Origin of the sequence: Mucilaginibacter limnophilus (assembly GCF_004005815.1) — a bacterium.
Lineage (GTDB): Bacteria > Bacteroidota > Bacteroidia > Sphingobacteriales > Sphingobacteriaceae > Mucilaginibacter > Mucilaginibacter limnophilus.
The window spans coordinates 611,890-636,011 of the sequence record NZ_SACK01000002.1; the positions used below are offsets into that span (position 1 = coordinate 611,890).

Below are 24,122 nucleotides of genomic sequence, written 5' to 3' on the forward strand. Positions count from 1 at the left end.
ATTATTTATTTCTGAAGCCTTCGGCTATTTGAAGTTTCTTTGTGTTAAAATCGTCAACAAGTCCTTTTAAAATTACCTGCCTTAAAGCTATTCCTGCTATGCCAATCAGCGCAAGCGCTACAAGGCCTGCATTGGCTACACCAAAAAATCTGAAAGGCGCATAAATAATAAACGGAATAAGCAGCAGCGGAAAGCCTACCAGCAGCTGTGTGGCGCCTACACCTTCCCAGTTAAATGAAGCGCCTTTTGAAAGGTCGATACGCTTATAGTTGCGATTGGCGAAAAAGAGCATAATAGCGGTATTTACGCCAAGGTTGTACACATACATTACAAAATGGATGATCAAAATGCGCCAGCCGAAGTACACGTAAGGTATGGTAAGCACAAACGCTACCGTTGATACCATGGTGAATAGTAAAAATTTTGCTTTAATAAAATCAGTAAAATTTATACGGCTTACCAGCAGTCCGTCAAAATGGGATGCCTGCCAGCTGTGCATAAACTGCCCGTAGTTAATGATGAAGATACCTGTCATGAAAACGCCTACGAAAATGGCTGAGTAATCACTTGTGCCCAGTTTTGGGTTGGTGTAGAAGATCAGTCCGTAAAACATAAACATCAGGCCCATAATAATAGTGGAGCGTGGGCGCTTGTTACGCATGATAAGTTTAACCTCGTTCGCCACCAGGTCGCCAACCGTGCCAAAGCGCTGCAACACCGGGTAATCGGTACTGCTTTTGAATGACGATTTTTTAGACGAGTTCAGGTCTTCGAGATATAGATTCTGTTTCAGATATACAAAGTTCAGGTAATACATACCTAAAGCCAGTACCACCGGAATAAGGGCATAAGCCGGCGTGTGGATCAGTTTACCGAAAAAGGCATAAGAAAAATCGCGCAGCGAATACAGATGCCATACATAATCACCGGAAGTGATGAGCGACAGACCGATAACCACGACTAAAAATATCCAGCCGTTAAGGTTAGCTTTGCGCTTAATATACAGTGCGAGGTAATTATTAAATACCGAAAAGCCCAAGATTGAAACAATAAAAGCCAAAGCCACGATTGCACCTTCGTCCGGGGCTATAACTTGAAAAATAAACGGCCAAAACAGCAGGAAAGGCCATAGATTGAATACTGACAGCAACGAGGTTGTGGCAAGATAAGTTACCAGTGCGTTGCGTTTTACGGGCAAGTGCAGGTATGGCTGTACGCGTAGGGTTGGAAGCTCCTGCAGCTGCAGACGCATTAGCAGTTCGAACAGGAAATAAACCAGTAAAATACCGCAAAAAGAGATGATAGGGTCTGTTTTTGAAACTTCTTCAATTATTTTAGGCAGCACAATGCCTAACAGCAAAGCATACCCAAACAGAAATAATATCAGTATGCCCATCACAATGCGGATGGCAATGCTTTTACCGGTGTTTTTTGATCGCCAGAAGGCTTTCAGTTCGTGACTGATGAATGCGGAGGTCATGTATCAGGGGAGTTTTCTTTAAGATTAAAAGTATGAAAAAATGTTACAGGATATTAAAGCTTCGCAAAAATTTCGGGGTGATGCTTTTTGTAATACATTCTGATGAACATTAACACGACGAAGATCAATACCGGGCACCAGTAGGCGACAGGCCGGCTAAATAAAGCCACTATAAATGATAAAGTAAAAATAAATGAAGGAACCATTGAACGGGTGATGAGGTATCGTACCAGGTTCCGGTCTTCCAGGCCTGAACTTAACTTATTAGCCGGATTACTGATAATGTACCACATGCGGGTATTGAATATTCCGGTAAGGGTTATATTGAAAACGTAGAAACCAATAGAAATTAAACTGTCTGAAAACCAGTATTCGCTGTAAAACGCCGAGCTGAACGGCATCAGCACGATGGAGAACAGCAGCAGCATATTTCCCCATATAAGCTTTTGATTATAGTGGATAATGTGCTTAAAAAAGCGGTGATGGTTTACCCAGTACATACCTATTACAAAGAAGCTGACAATAAAGCCGATGAATTTGGGTATCAGCTCACCTAATTTGTGCGCAACGCTGTGCCCGTCATCATGTACTTCAGGGACTTTTACTTCAATAATAAGCAGGGTAATGGCAATGGCAAAAACGGCATCGCTGAAAAAAGCTATCCGCTCAACCTGAAATTCTTTTTTAAGGTCGTTAGGGTGGTTGGTCATATCAATAGAAATTAGCGGAAGATAGTATTTTTCTATGATTTCGTGACAGTTAATGTGCATTTGAGACGAAGATCCAACCACCAACCTAAAGTTCCCCTCTTGAGAGGGGTTGCACAAAAGTAACATAAAGCAGTAGCAATGTCGGGTGTGTTAACAATGAAGTATAGTTTACTAACACATCCCTACCCCTCTCAATAGGGGAGCCCGATGCACCAACCGCCAACCGCCTTGCACCACGCACTAATACTTATACCTGTTGCCCCAGAGTTTTTTGAGCTTTTCTTTTACCTCGTTCTCTTTGGCGTTATTGCCGGGATTATAAATTTTGGTACCGCGAATGGCTTCGGGTAGAAAGTCAAGATCGGCGAAGTTGCCTTCAAAACTGTGGGCGTATTTATAGCCTTTACTGTAACCGAGGTTTTTCATTAGCTTGGTTGGCGCGTTACGCAGGTGCAGGGGCACGGGCAGGTCGCCGTGCTGCTTAACCAGCGCAATGGCCTCGCCAATGGCAGTAGTAGCCGAGTTACTTTTTGCCGATGTTGCCAGATAAATGGCCGTTTGTGAGAGGATCAGTTGCGACTCGGGCATGCCGATCTTGTTAACCGCCTCAAAACAGCTTTGCGCCAGCAGCAGCGCGTTAGGATTAGCGTTGCCGATATCCTCTGAAGCCAGTATCAGCATACGCCGGGCTATAAACAGCGGGTCTTCTCCGCCAACAATCATTCGGGCAAGCCAGTAAAGCGCGCCGTTCGGGTCGCTGCCCCGCATTGATTTTATGAAGGCCGAAATAATGTCGTAATGATTCTCGCCGGTTTTATCATACAGCGCCATGTTTTGCTGCACATGCTCAAGTACCACATCGTTGGTAAGCGTTATTTTTTTGGTGTCGAATGCGTTTACCAGCAGCTCGAAAATGTTAAGCAGCTTTCGTGCGTCGCCGCCGCTAAGGCGCAGCAGGGCTTCATGCTCTTTTATGGTGATGCTTTTTTCTTTCAGCACCTCATCCTCTTTCATGGCCTTGTTAAGCAGATTAAGCAGGTCGCTTTCATCAAGCGGCTGCAACACATACACCTGGCACCGCGACAGTAACGCCGAGATCACCTCGAACGATGGATTTTCGGTAGTAGCGCCTATCAGCGTAACAATGCCACGCTCAACAGCGCCTAAAAGCGAATCCTGTTGAGATTTCGAGAAGCGGTGTATCTCGTCAATAAACAACACCGGCAGGGTAGCGCCCTGTTCTTTTAGCAGTGAAGCTTTCTCTATCACTTCGCGCACATCCTTAACGCCTGAATTGATGGCACTTAATGAGAAGAATGGCCGGTACAACGATTGCGAAATAATATAGGCCAGCGTGGTTTTACCTACTCCCGGCGGTCCCCAGAAGATCATTGAAGGCAGGCTGCCGCTTTCAATGGCCTTGCGCAACACGGCTCCGGGGCCAACCAGATGTTTTTGGCCAACGTAATCATCCAGAGATGCAGGTCGCATGCGTTCGGCTAAGGGCGGCAGGTTGTTCATACGGTAAAATTCTGAAAACTAAACGCTAAATCCTAAAAAAATTAGTAAAATTGTGTATTAATATAACCCTGTCAATGCTGAACTTGTTTCAGCATCTCACACGCCGGAATGTCCTGTGGGATCCCGAAATAAATTCGGGATGACGAATCAATAATATGCAAAACACCTTCAACCAAGCCACCTTTCATACTATTTGCGACGAGCTTGCCGCCCGCGACCCCGATATGAAAGCCATTATCGATACCTATGGCTATCCACCTATGTGGAGCCGCTATAATACGTTTGAAACGCTGGTACATATTATACTGGAACAGCAGGTGTCGCTGGCATCGGCATTGTCAGCTTTAAATAAGTTGCGCGAAAGGATACAGGAAATAACACCTGCCCGGGTGCTTTTGTTAACCGATGAAGAGTTTAAAGCTTGTTATTTCAGCAGGCAGAAAACTGCATACACGCGCTATCTTGCCGAAGCCATATTAAGCGGACAGATCAACCTGCATGAGTTTGAAGCCATGCCCAACAACGAGATACGCAGCCGTCTTACTGCCCTGAAGGGCATTGGCAACTGGACCGTTGATGTGTACCTGATGTTTGTTTTACAGCGAGCGGATATTTTTCCAATCGGCGACTTAGCAGCAGTAAACGCGTTGAAAAAAGTGAAAAGCTTACCTTCAGGCATCACCCGCGAAGAAATAATTGAGGTAGCCGCTCAATGGCAGCCTTATCGTACTGTGGCTACCATGATGCTTTGGCACTGGTATTTAAGTAAACCGAAGAAAAGCTGACTTAAATATCGAACACTGAATGCCGAATGTAAAATAATAAAGTAATTAAAAATTCGATATTCAGCATTCAGTGTTCGATATTCTCTACTGATCCCTTTCCTTTTCCTGGAAAGTTTGCACAATGCCTATCGCACCGTCTACAGCATCGCTAAGGGTAGTGATAAAGCTGCCTGGTTTCGCAAGGCCTATTACATATTCAATAGATTTAACATTCGAGTAATCAATTACCTCGTATGACATATCAGGCTTTACTTCCTTCATTCCCTCGGTCATCAGGCCTATCATGTTCTCTTTGGTACGGCCGCGCAAGTGGTTCTCCTGGCGGAGTACAATATGATCGAACATGCGTGCGGCTATGCGGCCTAACTCACGCAGGTCGTCGTCGCGGCGGTCGCCGGTACCGGCAATCAGGCCAATCTTGTAAGGCGAATCCACATGGCTCAAAAACTCACGCACCCCGTTGTATCCGTCAGGATTGTGCGCAAAGTCTATCATGAACCTGAATTCCTTGAAATCAAAAATATTCATCCTGCCAGGTGTTTGCGCAGCAGATGGAATAAAGGTTTCAAGCGAAATGCGGATATCCTCAGTTTTAAAACCCCACAAAAATGCCGCAAGTGTAGCCGCCATTACGTTGTCAATCATAAAAGGCACCGTTCCACCAAAGGTTAGCGGTATGGCAATAGTTTTCTGTACGCGTATCTTCCAGTCGCCTTTTAGTATAGTGATGAAACCATTCTCGTGCACACAGGCTACGCCACCGTTTTTGCAATGTTCTTTAATTACCGGATTATTCTCGTCGCGGCTAAAATAGGCGATATTACAATCAGCTCTTTTGCCTATCCTTACACAATAAGGGTTATCCGCATTAAGTACACCCCAGCCGTCTTTCTTTACGGAGTTAATTACCACGCTTTTTACACGGGTCAAATCATCAAGGTCGTGTATGTCAGCAAGGCCAAGGTGGTCTTCCTGTATATTGGTAATTACGCCAATATCACAACGGGTAAAGCCTAACCCCGAACGTAGTATTCCACCACGGGCGGTTTCAAGCACGGCGAAATCAACGGTAGGGTCTTTCAAAATAAATTCGGCGCTTACCGGGCCTGTTGTATCACCCTTCAGCATCATGGTGTTTTGTACGTAGATACCATCACTGGTGGTGTAGCCTACACGCTTGCGGTTGTTTTTGACAATATGCGCAATCAGGCGTGTTGTTGTAGTTTTACCATTGGTGCCGGTAACCGCAATAATAGGTATGCGTGATGGTTTACCCGGCGGATACAACATGTCCAGCACATGCCCGGCCACGTTGCGAGGCAGGCCTTCGCTTGGCGCTACGTGCATCCTGAAACCCGGCGCTGCATTTACCTCAAGCACAACGCCGCCTGTGTCAGGAAGCGGTTCGGTAAGGTTTTCGGCCATGATGTCTATACCGCATATATCCAGTCCGATGATCTTTGATATTCTTTCCGCATAAAAAATATTCTGCGGGTGCACATGGTCAGTAACGTCAATAGAAGTACCGCCTGTGCTCAGGTTCGCTGTCGATTTCAGGAACACCGTTTCACCTTCCGGCGGAACACTCTCCAGTGTATAGCCTTTTTTATCCAGCAGGTCAAGTGTGTCACGGTCAACTGATATCAGCGTCAGCACTTTCTCGTGTCCGTAGCCGCGGCGCGGGTCGGTGTTTTCTTTATCAATAAGCTGCTGTACGGTTGATACGCCATCACCCTTAACATGGGCAGGTACCCGCATGGCGGCAGCCACCATTTTATTATCAATTACCAGTACGCGGAAATCATACCCGGTAATGTAGCGCTCAACAATCACCTTGCGCGATATACGTGCGGCATGCTCATATGCGGCAATGGCGTCTTCACGTGTTTTTACATTGATGCTGATGCCGCGGCCGTGATTACCGTCAAGCGGTTTAAACACCAGCGGAAAACCAACGCGTTTTATCACTTCATCAACCTGATCGGTTGATGAGATGGTCATGCCTTTGGCAACGGGTATGGCCTGTTCCTGCAGCAGGCGTTTGGTTTCTTCCTTATTGCTGGCTATGTCAACGGCGATGCTGCTGGTTTGCTCGGTCATGGTAGCACGAAAACGTACCTGGTATTTGCCGTAACCCAGCTGCACAAGCGATTGGTTATTAAGCCTAATCCATGGAATGTTGCGCGCGATTGCTTCGTCAACTATTGAACCGGTGCTTGGCCCAAGGCGTGTATCCTCGCGGATTTCACGCATGGTTTGTACGTCATGCTCAAGGTCGTATTCAGTACCGTCTATAAGCGCCTGCGCAATGCGTACAGCGGCTTCGGCGGCATAAATGCCTACCTTCTCTTCCACATAATTAAACACTACATTATATACGCCCGGCGTTTTGGTTTCACGGGTGCGGCCAAAACCGGTGTTCATGCCGGCAAGGGTTTGTATTTCAAGGGCAATATGCTCAATAACGTGGCCCATCCAGGTACCGGCTATAACCCGCTCAAAAAAACCGCCGGGTACGCCGGGCGAACAGCGGTGATCATACATAGACGGCAGCAATGCTTTCAGCCTCTCGTAAAATCCGTCAATTTTATTGGTTGGTTTGTGTTCAAGTTCCTGCAGGTCTAACCGCATTTGAATGAGTTTTCTGCGGCTGATGCTCCAGATGTTCGGACCGCGCAGTACCTGTATATTTTCGATTTTCATAAATTGAATGAGGCCGTTTTATTTCTGTCTAAATTTAAAACAAGTAACAATACAATTAAACTTTTGATGCTTGATCGGTCAAAAAAAGTAAAAATAACAGTCGTTTATGGCTGATTTTAACTTACTTTGTATTATTTTAGAAGATATAGGAGCGAAATAATGAGTGTCCCGAAAGGAAAATTAATCATAATAGGCGGAGCGGTTGATATGGGTAGCAACGTAAGCGCCCAGGAACATATAATGCAGCTTAATTATATTAAGTTTTTTGAAAAAGGGATACTAAGGCGCATTATTACCGAGAGCGCAAACCATGAAGGCTCAATAGTTGAAGTAATTACCACCGCCTCGCAAATACCCGAACTTGTTGGTGAAGAGTATATAAAAGCCTTTAATCAGCTTAGTGTTACGCATGTTAACGTAATGCATGTTAAAAGCCGTGAGGATGCTGCGAATAAGGAATACCTCGACCGTATCCGTAAGGCGGATGTAGTAATGTTCAGCGGCGGCGATCAGTTGCGGCTTACAGCTATTTTTGGCGGCACAGAATTTTTGCAGATACTTAAAAAGCGTTACCAGAAAGAACATTTTGTTATAGCAGGTACGTCAGCAGGTGCGGCGGCCGCTTCTACACACATGATCTACCGCGGGCAAAGCAACGAGGCGCTTATAAAAGGCGAGGTGCAGATAACCGCAGGCCTTGGCTTTGTTGACGGTGTTATAGTTGATACGCACTTTGTACAGCGCGGCCGTATAGGCAGGCTGTTTTATGCCGTGGCCAGCAACCCGGGTATATTAGGTATTGGTTTAGGTGAAGACGCGGGTTTGCTTATCACCGAAGGCCGTACTATGGAAGCCATTGGGTCAGGATTAATTATTCTGGTTGACGGCAAAAGTATGGTTGAAACCAATATATATGATGTTGAACTGGGCAGCCCGGTATCTATAGAGAACCTAAAGGTGCACGTAATGTCGATATTTGATAAGTACGACCTTGACGAACACCGCCTGCATATTAAAAAGGCTGTGAAGGTTGAAGAAGGCGTATTTTTAAATATGCCTGATGATGCGGACGATCTGTTGCAGTAAATAGTCGAAAAGCCCGAAGTCATGCTCAACTTGTTTCAGGATCTCTCAGGATGTGTACAAATAGCATGTGAGATGCTGAAACAAGTTCAGCATGACGTTTGTAAAATAGAGAGATGAAATTAATTATCCACGGCGGTTTTTTCAGCGAATCGCAAACCAACCAGGAAGTAAAGCAGGCTAAGCAAAATGCCTTACGTGAAATAGTACAGGCCGGGTACAAGTACCTGGAAACGCATACCGCGGTCGAAACCGTTGTGTACACTGTTTCGCTTCTTGAAGATTGCGACCTGTTTAACGCCGGTACCGGGTCACAGATACAAAGTGATGGTAAAATACGCCTCAGCGCGGCGCTGATGGATGGTAAAACACAAAAATTTTCGGGGGTGATCAACATTGAGGATGTGAAAAATCCTATTTGCATTGCCGATAAACTGATGAACTATGACGACCGTGTACTAAGCGGCAAAGGCGCACAGGAGTTTGCACGTAACAATGGCTTTAAGTTTTATAGTCCGGAAATTCCGCAGCGCCGTAAAGAATACGAGAAAAAACTGAGCGACTCAATCCGCCTGGGTACGGTTGGGTGTGTAGCGCTTGATCTCCATGGCGATATCGCGGCTGCCACCTCAACCGGTGGAAAAGGTTTTGAAATACCGGGCCGGGTAAGTGATTCGGCAACCACTGCCGGTAATTATGCCAACGCTTTTGCAGGCGTATCATGCACCGGTGTAGGTGAAGATATTGTAAGTGGATCAGTCGCGACAAAAATAGTTACCCGCGTTACCGATGGCTTTACGCTGCATGCCGCCTGTGATAAAACGCTGGATGAGCTTGGACCCTTTGATGGCTTTGCCGGCGTTATTGCTATCGCCCGTAACGGTGATATTTACCATGATGATACCCATCCGTACATGGTTTGGGCTTTGCATGACGGTGAGGTGGAGGTTTTTGAGTAGTAAATCTGGTATATTTCAGATTTCGAAAATGTCATTTCGACGAGGAACGAGGAGAAATCTTCTCCAAGTGGCAGACCTCAGTGTAAAACATATTTTGGAAGATTTTCTCCCTACGGTCGAAATGACAACAGGCTATAACTCTATCTTCCTCATTAATAGTTCTGTAATAACAATACCTTTTTGTGCAGCAGCGCAATAAGGTATTGTTATTATCGTTTTAATTTTCTTATATTTGACTACCAGTTAATTTAATTTAACCCGGGCAAAAGTAATCCATGAGATATTTTTTACTGATTTTTTTGTGTTTTTGCGGGATAAGTGCGTCTGCGCAGTGGTGGAGGATAGGTCCCTTAAAGCATAAACGTTACCCGGCCATTGCCCAGGTAAAAAGTCCGTTTGCCAAAAAGAAATTCAAAATGGTACCTGCAAAGGTAACCACCCCCCAGCTTACCGCCTACACGCTTAAAAACTATTACGATTTCGAGAAAGCCGAAATGGCCATGATGAAGATCATGAAGCATAATATGCGTTACAGGGTGTATGGCGCTGCCAGTTATAATTTTAGCGATCTGGCCGAAATGTATGTAGAGCAGAACCGGCTTTCTGAAGCCAAATGGTTCCTGCTGCAAAGCAATATGCTGTCGCGCAGGCAAAATGATGATAAACATACCTTTGTTAACCTCATCAGGCTATCCTCAATAAAAATGGATATGGGTGAAGTTAGCCTCGCCCGTCAGGATCTGCTCGAAGCACGCGCCATTGCCAACTCACAGGGCTGGTTCCGCGAGTCGAAAGAAATAGATAAAAAACTGCAATCGATACAGGGCATTACCTCTATAGCCCCTAAGCCCGGCCTGCGCTATGCCGAGGCTGTTGAACCGCTTGATAAGTCGAAATAATATATTGATTCGATTTTGTAACAAGCCGGTAAAATACTTCGTCATATATAATACAAATCAAACATTATCGTATTATTGTTATTCAATAAGTTAAACCGCGGGCGGCACTTGCTGTCTGTTTATTTTATAATATAGGCACAAGTATTGATGTTAATTAAAAATCCCGATCTAAAAACGGTAAAAAGTATGCTAAGAAATATATATGCGGTGTTGGCAATTGGTGCCGCCCTTGCCTGTGATCAGTCCTCTTCAAAACCAATAAAAGTTACCGGATCAAATGACCTTCAGCCCGATGCCCAGCAAGCCGTTGTGATGCAGAAAGTGGCCGAAATGGTGTCTTCTTATAACTATAAAAAAGTTCCTTTAAACGATTCGATATCATCAGTTATTTATGACAGGTATATCAAATCGCTCGACGAAAATCATAATTATCTGCAGGCACAAGATGTAAAGGACTTTGAGAAAGTACGGTATACACTTGATGACGACCTGAAATCGGGCAACCTCAATAATGTATTCTACATATTTAATGTGTACCAAAAAAGGTATAACGACCGTATTAAATATTCGATAGCCCAGGTAAACGCTAATTATGATTTTAACAAAAACGAAAGCTTTACCTACGAGCGCGACAAGCTGCCCTGGTTTGCCAGCGAGAGCGATGCCAACAAAACTTGGACACAGCGTGTAAAGTACGATCTGCTTAACCTTAAACTGGCTAATAAAGATCAGGCTAAAAACAAAGAAACGCTGAAGAAACGTTACGAAAGCCTGCTGTCGCAATCGAACAAGTTATCAAACCAGGATGTGTTCCAGTTATTTATGGACGCGTTTACCGAGGCTGTAGATCCGCACACCAATTATTTTAATCCTGCCAACGCGGCTAATTTCAATATCGAAATGTCACGTTCGTTGCAGGGTATCGGTGCGTCACTGGCATCAGAAAATGAGTATGTTACTATTAAATCTATTGTTCCGGGCGGCCCTGCCGATAAAAGCAAACAACTAAATGTTGACGACCGTATTGTTGGCGTAGCCCAGGGCAAATCCGGCGAGTTTCAAAATGTGATCGGCTGGCGCATTGAAAACGCCATTGCGCTTATACGTGGTACCAAAGGTACTGTTGTGCGCCTTGAAATATTACCTGCGGGCGCCGGAACAGGCAGCAAGCCAAAGGTGGTTGAAATGGTACGTGAAAAGATCATTTTGAAAGACCAATCGGCTAAAAAGGAGATCAAAACATACAACAGCAATGGTAAAGCATTTAAGGTAGGTATTATTTCTATCCCGGCTTTCTACCTTGATTTTGAAGATTACCGCTCGGGCAACCCAAATTATAAAAGCACTACGCACGACGTAAAATTACTGCTTGATACGTTAAAGCAGGAAAAAGTTGATGGCATAGTGATCGACCTTCGGCAAAATGGCGGTGGTTCACTTAACGAAGCCATTGAGCTTACCGGCCTGTTCATTAAAACCGGTCCGGTAGTGCAGGTTAAAGATGCACGCAGCCAGATAGAAGTGGACGATGATGACGATCCGGAAGTGGCATGGACCGGACCATTGGTGGTAAATATCGATCGTTTCAGTGCATCAGCGTCAGAGATTTTTGCAGGCGCTATACAGGATTATGGCCGTGGTATCATCGTGGGTACTCAAAGCTATGGCAAAGGTACCGTGCAAAGCGCTATCAATTTGGATAAAGTGATCAGTACATCTATCAGCGAAAAACTGTCAAACCTTACCGGTAAAGACAAAACTGTAGGTACCGGCAGCCAGAACAAATATGGCCAGCTTAACCTTACTATGGCTAAGTTTTACCGTATAAGCGGCGGCTCTACCCAGCATAAAGGTGTAACGCCTGATATCAGCTTTCCGTCTATTATTCCGCTGGATAAATACGGTGAAGATACTGAGCCTTCGGCATTACCTTATGATGTAATTCCAAAGAGCAATTATGCACGTACCGGTGATTTCAGCGCGGCACTGCCACAGCTTAAAAAACAGCACGATCAGCGTATGGCGCAAAGTGACAGCTATAAATATCTCCTTGAAGATATCGCAGATTTCAAAAAACATGAGTCGGAAAAAAGCGTAACGCTTAACGAGGCGCAGCTTAAAAAAGAGCGTGATGCCGACGAAGAAAAATCGTTTACACGCAACAACCTGCGCAGGGTAGCCATGGGGCTTCCGGCTTTGAAAAAAGGCGCTGCCAAACCACGTAACGAAGATCTTGACTTTTTGAAACTGGAAGCAGGACAGATTCTGGTTGATTACATTAACCTTGAAAACAAACTGGCAACTACAGTTAACAGCTTCAAATAATAACGACTTTTTAGTATTACAAATCCCGGCCCCACAGCCGGGATTTGTTGTTTAAAACCAATTTGCCATTCTGCAGGTTATACATGCACCTATGGCAAAACCGCTGCTTGAATTTACCGATTGCGGAATCTACTGCGAAACTGGGCGATTTTACATCGACCCATGGAAACCTGTGGATGATGCCGTTATTACCCATGCCCATGCCGATCATGCCTATTGGGGGCATAAAAGCTACCTGGCGCACCACCTTTCTAAAGAGGTGTTGTACTACCGCCTCGGCGATATCAACCTGCAAACCATTGAATATGGCGAAACTGTAACGAAGAATGGTGTTGAGATATGCCTGTTCCCGGCGGGGCATGTGATAGGCTCGGCGCAAGTTAGGGTGAGTTATAAGGGCGAAGTGTGGGTGGTAAGCGGAGATTATAAAACCGAGGACGATGGTATATCAACACCGTTTGAGCCGGTGAGGTGCCATCATTTTATATCTGAATGTACTTTCGGGATGCCGGTTTACCAGTGGAAGCCGCAGGCAGAAATTTTTACTGATATTAACAACTGGTGGCGCAACAATAAGGAACAGGGTATAGCAACAGTTATTGCCGGTTACTCGCTGGGCAAAGCGCAACGCATTTTACAGCACCTCGACCTGAGCATTGGCCCCGTATTTACACACGGCGTTATCGAAAATACTAATGAAGCGCTGCGCCGTAACGGAGTAACTTTAAATCCAACCACCCGCATTACATATGAAACACCTAAAGAAGAGATAAGAAAAGGAATAATACTTGCGCCGCCCTCGGCAATTGGTACGCCATGGATACGCAAGTTTGCACCATTCAGTTTTGGATATTGTTCGGGGTGGATGGCGCTACGCGGGGCAAAGCGCCGCAGGGCAGCCGACCGTGGGTTTGTTCTGTCAGACCATGCCGATTGGGACGGATTGGTGAGCGCTATTGACGCCACCGGCTGCGAAAAGGTTTACCTTACCCATGGTTACACCGCGTCTTTCGCTCGTTATTTAAACGAGATAGGCTTTGACGCACGTGAGGTTCATACCTTATTTGGTGATGATGAGGATATAAATGCACAAGATGTTGATTTGAAAGATACAGTTACATCAGAAGAAAGCACCCTCTCCTTTGGAGAGGGGCGGGGTGAGGCAGAGGAGGCTTCATTATGAAAAACTTCGCTAACCTTTTCCTATCTCTTGATGAAACCAACAAAACCAACGAGAAGGTACGCATATTAAAAGACTATTTTAACTGTGTGCCCGACAGTGATAAAATGCAAATGCTGGCCTTGTTTACGGGTCGGCGGCCTAAGCGGCCTATCAATGCCACGCTGGTACGTAACTGGGCAATTGAAATGTCGAACATACCACCGTGGTTGTTTGAGGAAAGTTATCATGTAGTGGGTGATCTGGCTGAAACCATGTCGCTGCTAATGCCCGAAAGTACCGGCGGCAGCAGTAAAACACTTAGCGAATGGGTGGCTGAAATAAATGAAATTGCCACGAAAACTGAAGAGGAACGCAAACTATGGCTTACCGAATCGTGGATGATGCTCGACAGGCAGGAGCGTTTTGTGTTTAACAAAATACTTACCGGAAGCTTTCGGGTGGGTGTGTCGCAAAATCTGGTGATTAAGGCCTTGTCTGATGTTACGGGCATCGAACCCGCTACTTTAACACATCGCGTTATGGGCAGCTGGATGCCCGAAACCTATAGCTATACGCAATTGATAGAGGCGCGGGGTGCTGCGGATGATATATCCCGGCCTTACCCTTTCTTTCTGGCTTACCCGATACAGGAAACCTCTGAAAAGCAAAAATCGGCAGCCGAGCTGCAGGACGCGCTGGGCGATGCCGCCGACTGGCAGGCCGAATGGAAGTGGGATGGCATACGCGCGCAAATGATAAAGCGTGAAGGCAAAATATTTATCTGGAGCAGGGGTGAAGACCTGTCGACAGATAAGTTTCCCGAACTGCATCCTTTTTTGAATGCCCTGCCCGATGGCACCGTGCTTGATGGCGAGATATTAAGCTTTGCCAATGGCCGTCCTTTGCCTTTTAATGTACTGCAAACCCGCATAGGCCGCAAAAATCTCAGCAAAAAAATACTGGAAGAAAGCCCGGTGGCCGTTATCGCTTATGATTGCCTTGAGTATAACGGCGAAGATATCCGTTACAAAACACAATCGGAACGCCGGGAAATATTGGAGCAATTGCAGGCTGTAACCGAATGGCCGCAGATCTTTAATATTTCTACACTGATAAAATTCGGCAGTTGGGAAGAGCTTGAAGCTATCCGTGGGCAATCGCGAGAGATGATTGCTGAGGGCATTATGCTGAAGCGTAAAAATGCTACCTACCAGGTAGGCCGCCGTCGTGGCGACTGGTGGAAGTGGAAGATCGATCCGCTATCTGTCGACGCGGTAATGGTTTATGCTCAAAAAGGCCACGGCCGCCGCGCCGATTTGTACACCGATTATACTTTTGCCGTTTGGGATGGTGATAAATTGGTGCCTTTTGCTAAGGCTTATTCAGGACTTACCGACCAGGAAATAAACAAGGTCGACTATTTTGTGAAACGAAACACGCTTGAAAAGTTCGGGCCGGTACGAACGGTTAAGCCTGAACTGGTTTTTGAAATAGGCTTTGAAGGCATCAACAAATCAACAAGGCATAAATCGGGCATAGCGCTACGTTTTCCAAGGATACTGCGCTGGCGTCATGATAAAAAGAAAGAAGAAGCGGATACACTTGAAACACTGAAAGCGTTTCTGGAACCGTCCGCACCGGCAGACAATAGTACTGATGTGTAGCTAATTGTGTAAACGCGGACTGAAGTGCCAAATATCCGCCTTTCCTTTCCGGAAATATTTTAATTATCATTCAATAAAATGTGGAATTCCCCAAAGTTTGGGGAAAATGGTGCCGTTCATTTCGTTCATTCCACATTAACTAAGGCATTTGGTATATAAAATGAAGGTTAAATAACATTGGAACAAAAATTGACTAAGTGGCGTATAACGAACACTAATTAATTTATATGAAAAAGTTAAATACCTTACTATTAATCCTTTCTATTGTAGGCTTCACCGCCTGTAAGAAAGACAGTAATACCCCTGATAATGACGGTGGTGTGGTTACCCCGGACACTAAGATCGCTCCGGACGGATTCAATTTCAAAACATCAAAAGATGTAAGTCTTGATATTACGCTTCATTCAAACAACAACCAGGCACTTGAGGGGGTGGTTGTAAGTGTTTTCGATCCTTCAAATACCGAGGCGCCAATTTACAGGGGCGTTACTGATGCAAGCGGTAAACTTCGTGGAAAAGTAACTGTGCCGGCTTACCTTACTCAATTGATTATCGACCCGGCTTATGTAGGTTTAATACGTAACGCAAAAGCCAATATCAACGGTTCATCAACCACAGTTGTGCTTGGCGGTTCAGAAGGCTTTTCAGGGGATATCGTTCCTGAAGAAGTAACTTTCAAACAAACCAACGGCTTACATACAAACGGATTGTTGGGCATTGACTTTTTGTATCCTACAGGTTATACAGCATCAAACGCGTTTGTTAGTCCTACAAACCTTGGTCGTCCGGCTTATTTGCTAAGCACAGGTGACGTTATTGATGCTTCATTGTTATCATACATCAATGCTTCATTGCCTGAAGGTACACCATTAACTACTACACACCCTGAATACTTAACATCTACAGTAACTTCTACCATCAACGTAAAAGCAAAATCTGATGTATGGATCACTTTCGTATCAGAAGGCGCAGGTTACAAAAATGCTTTAGGTTACTATACTTATAGAACAAGCAACCCTCCAAGCCAGGTTACCGGTGGTACTTTACTTAATGGTATCGATGATATCACTTATGTTTTCCCTAATGCTTCGGCTTCAGGTTCGGGCGGTGGCTTAAAAAGCGGCGATAAAGTGAAATTAGGCACATTTGAAGCCGGTACTACAATCGCTTTCGTATTGTTCCAGGATGCATGGACAGGTACAGGTGTTAATACAGGCGCTGCCAAATTTTATTCGAACGACAAATTCAACCCTGAGTCAACTGTTGCTACACGTAAACACAGCGTTGTATTATATGATGATGTGCACAAATTGTTCCTGATGGGCTTTGAAGATATCAACCGTCAGAATGGTTCAGACAACGACTTTAACGACCTTGTAGTTTATGCTACTGCTAACCCTATTACAGCTATTTCAAACGAAGGTGTAGCTATTATTGATGATGGCGGCGATAAAGACGGCGACGGTGTGCTTGATGAACTGGATGCTTTCCCTAACGATGGCACTAAAGCATACATCAGCTACTACCCGTCGGCAAACACTTATGCGCAGGTTGCATTTGAAGATAACTGGCCATACAAAGGCGACTATGACCTGAATGACCTTGTAGTGAACTACCGTTATACTTTTGTAAGCAACGCTAAAAACCAGGTGGTTACCTTAACCGGCGATTACATCGCTATGGCTGCAGGCGCTTCTTTCAAAAATGGTTTTGGTGTACAATTGCCGGTAGCAGCGTCAGCTGTAGCGTCGGTAACCGGACAAAATATAACTGGTAACTATATCACCCGCGCTTCAAACGGTGTTGAAAGCGGTCAAAGCAAAGCGGTTATTATTCCGTTTGACAATCACGATAACGTAATAAGATATCCCGATAACTCATTCCTGATTAATACAGTGCCAACTAAAGATAAAGTTGCAGGTTCTACTACTACAGTAACCGTAACTTTTGCTTCACCGGTTGACCAGGCTAATCTTGCAGCTTCATCATTCAACCCATTCCTGATCAGCAACCTGCGCAGGGGTTATGAAGTGCACTTACCAGGATATGCGCCAACTGATAAAGCAGATACCAAATTGTTTAAAACAGGTGACGACGCATCGGTACCGGGTAGCGGCAAATATTACCTGTCTAACGAGAACTGGCCATGGGCTATAGGTTATACAACCGCTATTCAATACCCAATTGAAGAAGCAAGCATAACTAAAGCATATCTGCACTTTGCAGAATGGGCACAATCGGGTGGTACATCGTTTACAGACTGGTATAGTAATACAGCATCAGGTTACCGCAACAACAGTTTTATATATTCTAAATAGTGTAAGTTAAAATAGGATAAACACTGACCGGAGGATGCCCCGTAAATGGGGCGTCCTTTTTTGTTTTGGGGAATTTGATACTCAAGAAAACGCCCATCTTCCACAAGTTTTTTAGAAAAATGGGAAAAATTCAGGTTCAAAATCCGATGGAACCGAATTTGCGTATGGCAGAGTATAACACAAATTTGAACGATTGGTTTTATTTCCCGAGACTTATTATGAAAAAATTATTTACTACACTTTTTATAACTACCGCGATATTTGCCGCCTCATGTAAAAAGGATTCAACCCCCGGTCAGGAAACTGCCCCTGAAGTTGAAGGCAACAAGTTAGCCCCCGAAGGTTTCAATTTTGCTACTACGAAAGACGTTAACGTTAACATTACCCTGCGTACCAACACAAACGAAGCAATTGCAGGCGTGGTGGTAAATGTTTATAATCCATCAAACCCTGATGCTGCCATTTTTAAAGCCGTTACTGATAAAAGTGGTAATATTAAAGGAAAGATCACAGTACCATCTTCATTAACTCAATTGGTTATTGACCCTGCATATGTAGGCTTGATCCGTAACGTAAATGCTGAAATAAAAGGCAATGCTACCTCAATTGTTATTGGCGGCGCTGATGGTGTATCAGGCGACTTTATCAATGTTGTACCAAACACTTTGAAAACTAATTCGCTTACCACTAACGCGAGCAGCTTAACAACTATTTCGTACCCATCGCCATACAGAAACACATCTGAAGCGGTATTAAATACTTCATCATATCCGTTAAGCCTGGGCAGGCCTAAATACCTGGAAGCAACCGGCGACGCAATCTCTGCCGAACTGCTGCGCAATGTGAACGCTTCTTTACCGGAGTCGAGCCCGCTTCCGCAAACACACCCTGAATATCTGAAAAGCACTGTTACATCAACATTGAATATCGTTGAACAGTCGGACGTTTGGATCACTTACGTTTCAGAAGGTGCAGGTAACCTGAATACCTTAGCGTTTTATACCTATACTACAGGTAACCCGCCGGCAAGGGAGCGCGATATCAGAAACGCTACTTATATATTTCCTAATGCTTCGGGCGTAGGATCGGGCGGTGGCTTGAAAGCCGGCGACAAAGTAAAGCTTGGCCGTTTCCCGAAAGGTACCACAATCGCCTTTATGCTGATTGGTAACTCATGGAACGGTTCAGGCGTTAACACAGGTAACACTACTTATTATTCAGACGATAACCTGAACCCTGAAGGCACTGCCAGCCTGAGAAAACACTCAGTGGTACTGCACGATAGTGCAAATGACCTGTTCCTGATAGGTTTTGAAGACCTTCCACGTGACGGTAGTTCAGACAACGACTTTAACGACCTTGTTTTCTACGCTACATCAAACCCGGTTACCGGTATATCAGACGATGGCGTGCCACCGGTTGATACAGGTAAAGATAAAGACGGCGACGGTGTGGATGACGATAAAGACGCTTTCCCTGATGACGCTACAAAAGCGTATATCAGCTACTATCCATCAGAAAATACTTACGCGCAGGTTGCTTTTGAAGATAACTGGCCAAACAAAGGCGACTACGATTTGAATGACCTTGTAGTAAACTGCCGTTATAAATTCATCAGCAACGCTAAAAACCAGGTAATATCGTTAACCGGTGATTTTGTTCCGGTAGCATCAGGCGCGTCATTTAAAAACGGATTTGGTTTACAGTTACCTGTAGCTGCTTCGCAAGTTGCATCAGTAACCGGTCAAAACATTACCGGAAGCTATATCAGCCGCGCCTCAAATGGTGTTGAAAGCGGCCAGGCTAAAGCGGTTATCATTCCGTTTGACGATCAGGACAACGTGCTGAAATACCCTGACCTGTCATTCTTTGTAAACACTATGATGGATAAGAACAAAGTAGTAGGTACAACAGTATCTGTTGAAGTGAAATTCACCGCTGCTATTGATCCGGCTAACCTGCAGGCATCAGCCTTCAATCCGTTCCTGATCAGCAACAAACGCCGTGGATACGAAGTTCACCTGCCCGGCTTCGCGCCAACTGATAAGGCTGACGCTAAATTGTTCGATACATCTGATGATGCTTCAAAACCATCAACAGGTAAATACTATCTTTCTAACGAGAACTGGCCATGGGCTATCAGCTACAATACCTCAATATTGTACCCTATAGAAACAGCGCCAATCAACAACGCGTACCTGCACTTTGCAGAGTGGGCCAGATCGGCCGGTACATCATATACCGATTGGTACAGCAACACGGCAGCAGGTTACCGTAACACCAGTTTACTGTACACAAAATAATACTCAGTATATAACAAGCAATACATTAGCAGCCCTGGCATTGCCAGGGCTGCTTTTTTTATGCTGTGGAATTTTGGGGAATAACAGGAATAGCTTGTAGAATTGATTTTCCAGTTTGTGGAAAGTAAATTTCTATTATCGATAAAAACGTAGTTTTTAAGTAAAAAATGGCACAATGGAGCCATGTTTGTGCTGCACAGGGCAATCTATTTTACTTACATACTATGAAAAAAATCTTAACGCTTTTTGCTGCAGTTAGCACTATGTGCTATGTATCCTGCAAAAAAGAAAACCTTGACCCTGCAATTGCCGGTAACCCTGCAAAACCGGAGTTGCTGATGCCCGAAGGTTTTACTTATCAAACCACCAAAGATGTAAATCTTGATATTACACTTAAAGCTCCGAACGATCAGCCGCTGGCCGGGGTGAAGGTAAGTGTTTATGACCCGGAAGATACAAATCTTGCAGATCCGATATTTAAGGGGATAACCGATGAGGGGGGGCGTTTATCGGCCCAGGTAAACATCCAGGCTTCAACTAACGAACTTGTTGTTGACCCGGCTTATGTAGGCCTGATGCGTAACGCTCATGTTAAGCTGCAAGGTACAACGGCTGTAGCAACCATTGGTGGCAAAACCGGCTTTAGCGGTGGTGTAATCCCTGAAGAGGCAAAGAAGACAGCTACTTCAACCTTGCGTACCAACGATGTTACTGCTATCAAATTTGTATGGCCTGCGCCTTACACTTCAATTAACGATGCCGTACGTAACGACTATGATTACCCGCTATTTTTAGGTATCCCGAAATATCTTGAGAAACAGCCGGATGAAATAGACGTGCAAACGCTTCAATACATCAACAGTTCGCTGCCCGAATCGGTACCGGTTATGGATCACCATCCTGAATACCTGCGCAGCGGCGTATCATCGGTGTTAAACATCACTAAACGTACGCCTGTAACTTTAACTTTTGTGTCTGAAGGGGCAAGCTATCAGAATACGCTGGCTTATTATACTTATCCAACCAAAAATCCACCTAAATCACCGGACAATATCAAAAAGGCGACCTTTATATTCCCGAATGCTTCGGTAGGCGGATCGGGCGGCGCGTTGAAATCGGGTGACAAAGTTACTTTAGGTACTTTTGAACCTGGTACTACAATCGGTTTTATTGTGCTGCGTAACTCATGGACAAGCACCGATATTGAAACTGGTGTAAACAAATTTTACTCGACTGACGAGTTCAATCCAGAGAGCAGCAGCAACCTGAAAAAGCACACCATCGTGCTGAATGATAACGATCACGGACATTTTTTGGTAGGCTTTGAAGATATACAACGCGAGGAGACATATTGCGATCATGACTTTAACGATATTGTTTTCTATGTAAAATCGCAGGTTCAAAACGCTATTGATCCGGGCAATATCCCGCCAATTGACAATAAGCCTGATACCGATGGTGATGGTGTTCCTGACGATCAGGACGAATATCCCAATGATGCGGAGCTTGCTTATAACGATTACTATCCTTCGGCAAAAACCTACGCGCAATGGGGCTTTGAGGATAACTGGCCGGCAAAAGGAGATTATGATATGAATGATATGGTAATCAATTATCGCTATAAATTTGCGCTGAACGCCCGCAACGAAGTGGTGAATATGGAACTTACTTTTGACCCTATTGCTGCCGGCGCGTCGTTTAAAAATGGCTTTGGCCTGCAACTGCCAATTTCGTCATCGGCAATACGCTCGGTAAAAGGACAGCAGCTTTCAGAAAACTATGTATCGCTTGCACCAAACGGTGTTGAAGCAGGTCAGCAAAAGGCAGTGATTATTCCGTTTGATAACCAGGATAATGTGCTTAAATACCCTGATGCTTCTTACTTTGTAAACACTATGCCTGAAAAGGAAACAGTGGATGGTAAAATGGTTACTGTAAAACTGACTTTAACCAGTCCGCGTAACCGTGCCGAATTTAAGATATCAGATTTTAATCCGTTCCTGATGATCAACCTTACACGCGGTCGCGAGGTGCATTTACCGGGTTACAAACCAACCGATCAAGCTGATAAAAGCTTCTTTGGCTCTATTGATGACAGGACCGATCCGGCTAAAAACAAATATTACGTAGCCGACAGTAACCTGCCATGGGCCATCAGTTATAAAACTACAACCAAATACCCGATAGAAACGGTTAACATTAACAGGGCTTACACACACTTTGACGAGTGGGTTCGTTCAGGCGGTACACAATATACCGACTGGTACAAATACAAAAAACCGGGGTATGCCAATCTGGAGTACTTGTACATGAAATAAGATCAAACAGTTTTAAATGTGAGCCGCCTTAGAAATGAGGCGGTTTTTTTGTTTTAAACATATTTTCACAATATGTTATACAACGCAAACCGTGACACATCTTGCTAATAGTTATTGGCTAAACTTGTTTAACCAAACAGATATGCCATGAAAAACTTATTTATCTTACTCATTTTATGCGCTGTATTTACATCCTGTAAAAAGTTTAACGGCCACGATTTGCAAACTGACAAGGCAGAAACGCTTGTGCCGGGAGATACAACGGACTTAATCACGGTAATACCGGCTGATGCCCACACCTTTACTGATGTGCAAATATGTTATAATGACCATGTTTTTCTGCTGGAGAACGGGCGGTTAAAACGGCTGAACGGTACAGCTTTGGTTGACGTTCCTGTACCGGCCGGTTTTTATGATAATTTCAATCCAATGTACCTGGCCATTTCAAAAGACTTTACTTTTTATTTAAGAGGAACAAACGGGATTAAGATTATGAAGAGCGGTAAGCTGCTTAAGTTTTATCAGGTTGGTCAGCCACCTTTACAAGATTTTACTGAACAAACCTTTGGAAACCTTGAGCTAAATGTTGACGAAGCCGATCATTCCATCATATTCGGGACGCTACGAGGCGGATTTGACCCGATATTGTTTTCTCTGCATAAGATTACCCAAAATGGCCAGCTTGGCCTGATACCTTTTTCTGAAACAGAAGATGCGTTTATAACCTGCTTTACAACCGGAGCGCCCGGCGATTTGTGGTGGAACTGGTTAGGCGTTGTTGGTGATCTTTATTACGGAGGACTTTATCATTACACATTAGATCCGAATAGCTCTTTTAATTATACTTTTAAAGAAGGTTTCAGAAACTCACCTGATAATCATCAAACTATAATTGATGAAGGGCCTATAGATAGTGTATTTTTTGCGGTAATGGCCATGATAGAGGTTAGTAAAGATGCCAAAACAATATATTTTAAAACCGGTGAATATAATCCGGAAGGCGTCGCAGGTGTTGGCTCAATAGGTAACGTATATCAGATAAAAGATGGTATTGTAACTAAGATAGCCCAAAATGTTGAAAACAAAAGAATAGCTATATCTAACGATGGCAAAGCCCTTTACCTTGCGGGCAAAGGGCTTACCAAAATTGAGTTAGATTAATAAAGTACAGAACACGCCCGTTGGTGTTATTTGCTTTCGGCAACCTGGCGGGCGTGTTCTTCTTCACCCAGGTTACGCATAATTTTGGTATAGCCACGATGCTTTCCGCTTTCGTCAAATAGCGGAAATACAAGCCCTGTGCCCCAAAAACGGCTGCCATCTTTCCGTACATGGTAACGTTCGTCAATGCCACGGCCATCTGTCGATGCAGTTTTAAGTTCTTTTTCAGGTTCATTACTCTCACGGTCTTCCTGGGTAAAGAATACTTCACTGTTTATGCCTAATATTTCCTGCTCGGCATAGCCTAATACTTTTTGGGCGCCGTTGTTCCAGCTGTTTACATTACCCATTGTGTCGGTAGTAAAAATGGCATAGTCTTCCAGGCTGTCCAGTACCTGCCTGAAAAACTCCTCGCTCATCCTGAAATAGGTATCGTCATAAATGCTGCTGCTGCCATCGCCAACAGCCATAGCATCATACTGAAGAAGTAGGGGTATATCAGTTCCGCCGCATACCATTTGCAGCGGCTCGCGGGTAATTTTATAATACGTTTGAAATCCTTCGGGCAAATTTGCGAGTACAGGTTCTGTTTTCACCGGTTTTAGCACCAGCGGAGAACTTTCAGTATCAGCTTCATCAAATGCAACGCTGGCTAATACATATGTAAAACCTTTTTCTATCAGGTCGCCAAGCAGTTGCGGGGTAAATGGCACGTTCATCATCTGGTTATT

At 44.5% G+C, this 24,122-nt stretch carries 16 protein-coding genes; 11 read left to right on the forward strand and 5 right to left on the reverse strand.

What is annotated here, in order from left to right; genetic code table 11:
* Position 1 precedes the first annotated feature (1 nt).
* The 3 genes from EOD41_RS07255 to EOD41_RS07265 all read right to left on the reverse strand — a co-directional run bounded on the left by EOD41_RS07255 (position 2) and on the right by EOD41_RS07265 (position 3,711).
* Positions 2–1,480 (reverse strand): DUF5687 family protein, encoded by a 1,479-nt coding sequence (locus EOD41_RS07255; protein WP_127704116.1) that lies wholly within the window; start codon positions 1,478–1,480, stop codon positions 2–4.
* A 53-nt stretch (positions 1,481–1,533) separates the two neighbouring features.
* A complete protein-coding gene (locus tag EOD41_RS07260) occupies positions 1,534–2,190 on the reverse strand; it encodes a TMEM175 family protein (protein WP_164849896.1) in 657 nt (218 codons plus the stop codon).
* A 240-nt stretch (positions 2,191–2,430) separates the two neighbouring features.
* Entirely contained in the window at positions 2,431–3,711 is a 1,281-nt protein-coding gene (locus tag EOD41_RS07265; RefSeq protein WP_127704118.1) for a replication-associated recombination protein A, read from the reverse strand.
* Between the two features lie 155 nt (positions 3,712–3,866).
* Here EOD41_RS07265 and EOD41_RS07270 point away from each other — a divergent pair, with 155 nt between their 5' ends.
* Positions 3,867–4,496 (forward strand): DNA-3-methyladenine glycosylase family protein, encoded by a 630-nt coding sequence (locus tag EOD41_RS07270; protein WP_127704119.1) that lies wholly within the window; start codon positions 3,867–3,869, stop codon positions 4,494–4,496.
* An 84-nt stretch (positions 4,497–4,580) separates the two neighbouring features.
* Here EOD41_RS07270 and cphA read toward each other — a convergent pair whose 3' ends face one another.
* Positions 4,581–7,199 (reverse strand): cyanophycin synthetase, encoded by a 2,619-nt coding sequence (gene cphA / locus EOD41_RS07275; RefSeq protein WP_127704120.1) that lies wholly within the window; start codon positions 7,197–7,199, stop codon positions 4,581–4,583.
* 159 nt (positions 7,200–7,358) lie between these two features.
* Between cphA and EOD41_RS07280 the strand changes: the two genes are divergently transcribed.
* From EOD41_RS07280 to EOD41_RS07325, 10 genes are all read left to right on the forward strand, one after another.
* Positions 7,359–8,285 (forward strand): cyanophycinase, encoded by a 927-nt coding sequence (locus tag EOD41_RS07280; RefSeq protein WP_127704121.1) that lies wholly within the window; start codon positions 7,359–7,361, stop codon positions 8,283–8,285.
* Positions 8,286–8,398: 113 nt separating this feature from the next.
* Entirely contained in the window at positions 8,399–9,241 is an 843-nt protein-coding gene (locus EOD41_RS07285; RefSeq protein ID WP_127704122.1) for an isoaspartyl peptidase/L-asparaginase, read from the forward strand.
* 275 nt (positions 9,242–9,516) lie between these two features.
* The gene (locus EOD41_RS07290) at positions 9,517–10,140 is read left to right on the forward strand and encodes a hypothetical protein (RefSeq protein ID WP_127704123.1); all 624 of its coding nucleotides are present in this window, start codon (positions 9,517–9,519) and stop codon (positions 10,138–10,140) included.
* A gap of 186 nt (positions 10,141–10,326) precedes the next feature.
* Entirely contained in the window at positions 10,327–12,465 is a 2,139-nt protein-coding gene (locus tag EOD41_RS07295) for a carboxy terminal-processing peptidase (RefSeq protein WP_127704124.1), read from the forward strand.
* Positions 12,466–12,556: 91 nt separating this feature from the next.
* Entirely contained in the window at positions 12,557–13,648 is a 1,092-nt protein-coding gene (locus EOD41_RS07300) for a ligase-associated DNA damage response exonuclease (protein ID WP_127704125.1), read from the forward strand.
* The gene (locus EOD41_RS07305) at positions 13,645–15,291 is read left to right on the forward strand and encodes an ATP-dependent DNA ligase (protein ID WP_127704126.1); all 1,647 of its coding nucleotides are present in this window, start codon (positions 13,645–13,647) and stop codon (positions 15,289–15,291) included. The genes EOD41_RS07300 and EOD41_RS07305 overlap by 4 nt, the downstream gene beginning before the upstream one ends.
* A 227-nt stretch (positions 15,292–15,518) precedes the next feature.
* Positions 15,519–17,609: an LruC domain-containing protein gene (locus EOD41_RS07310; protein ID WP_127704127.1), complete on the forward strand. Its 2,091-nt coding sequence runs from the start codon at positions 15,519–15,521 to the stop codon at positions 17,607–17,609.
* Between the two features lie 218 nt (positions 17,610–17,827).
* Positions 17,828–19,912 (forward strand): LruC domain-containing protein, encoded by a 2,085-nt coding sequence (locus EOD41_RS07315; RefSeq protein WP_127704128.1) that lies wholly within the window; start codon positions 17,828–17,830, stop codon positions 19,910–19,912.
* 224 nt (positions 19,913–20,136) lie between these two features.
* Positions 20,137–22,230, forward strand: coding sequence for an LruC domain-containing protein (locus EOD41_RS07320; protein WP_164849897.1), 2,094 nt, complete (start codon positions 20,137–20,139; stop codon positions 22,228–22,230).
* Positions 22,231–22,377: 147 nt separating this feature from the next.
* The gene (locus EOD41_RS07325; protein WP_127704130.1) at positions 22,378–23,391 is read left to right on the forward strand and encodes a hypothetical protein; all 1,014 of its coding nucleotides are present in this window, start codon (positions 22,378–22,380) and stop codon (positions 23,389–23,391) included.
* Positions 23,392–23,417: 26 nt separating this feature from the next.
* Here the strand turns inward: EOD41_RS07325 and EOD41_RS07330 are convergent, their stop codons facing one another.
* Positions 23,418–24,113: a PAS domain-containing protein gene (locus EOD41_RS07330; protein ID WP_127704131.1), complete on the reverse strand. Its 696-nt coding sequence runs from the start codon at positions 24,111–24,113 to the stop codon at positions 23,418–23,420.
* Positions 24,114–24,122 lie beyond the last annotated feature (9 nt).

Coding starts and splice junctions, on each gene's coding strand:
- EOD41_RS07315 (WP_127704128.1), top strand. CDS start 17,828: ATGAAAAAATTATTTACTACACTTTTTATAACTACCGCGATATTTGCC.
- EOD41_RS07290 (WP_127704123.1), top strand. CDS start 9,517: ATGAGATATTTTTTACTGATTTTTTTGTGTTTTTGCGGGATAAGTGCG.
- cphA (WP_127704120.1), bottom strand. CDS start 7,199: ATGAAAATCGAAAATATACAGGTACTGCGCGGTCCGAACATCTGGAGC.
- EOD41_RS07265 (WP_127704118.1), bottom strand. CDS start 3,711: ATGAACAACCTGCCGCCCTTAGCCGAACGCATGCGACCTGCATCTCTG.
- EOD41_RS07305 (WP_127704126.1), top strand. CDS start 13,645: ATGAAAAACTTCGCTAACCTTTTCCTATCTCTTGATGAAACCAACAAA.
- EOD41_RS07310 (WP_127704127.1), top strand. CDS start 15,519: ATGAAAAAGTTAAATACCTTACTATTAATCCTTTCTATTGTAGGCTTC.
- EOD41_RS07260 (WP_164849896.1), bottom strand. CDS start 2,190: ATGACCAACCACCCTAACGACCTTAAAAAAGAATTTCAGGTTGAGCGG.
- EOD41_RS07270 (WP_127704119.1), top strand. CDS start 3,867: ATGCAAAACACCTTCAACCAAGCCACCTTTCATACTATTTGCGACGAG.
- EOD41_RS07320 (WP_164849897.1), top strand. CDS start 20,137: ATGAAAAAAATCTTAACGCTTTTTGCTGCAGTTAGCACTATGTGCTAT.
- EOD41_RS07300 (WP_127704125.1), top strand. CDS start 12,557: ATGGCAAAACCGCTGCTTGAATTTACCGATTGCGGAATCTACTGCGAA.
- EOD41_RS07280 (WP_127704121.1), top strand. CDS start 7,359: ATGAGTGTCCCGAAAGGAAAATTAATCATAATAGGCGGAGCGGTTGAT.
- EOD41_RS07330 (WP_127704131.1), bottom strand. CDS start 24,113: ATGATGAACGTGCCATTTACCCCGCAACTGCTTGGCGACCTGATAGAA.
- EOD41_RS07255 (WP_127704116.1), bottom strand. CDS start 1,480: ATGACCTCCGCATTCATCAGTCACGAACTGAAAGCCTTCTGGCGATCA.
- EOD41_RS07295 (WP_127704124.1), top strand. CDS start 10,327: ATGCTAAGAAATATATATGCGGTGTTGGCAATTGGTGCCGCCCTTGCC.
- EOD41_RS07285 (WP_127704122.1), top strand. CDS start 8,399: ATGAAATTAATTATCCACGGCGGTTTTTTCAGCGAATCGCAAACCAAC.
- EOD41_RS07325 (WP_127704130.1), top strand. CDS start 22,378: ATGAAAAACTTATTTATCTTACTCATTTTATGCGCTGTATTTACATCC.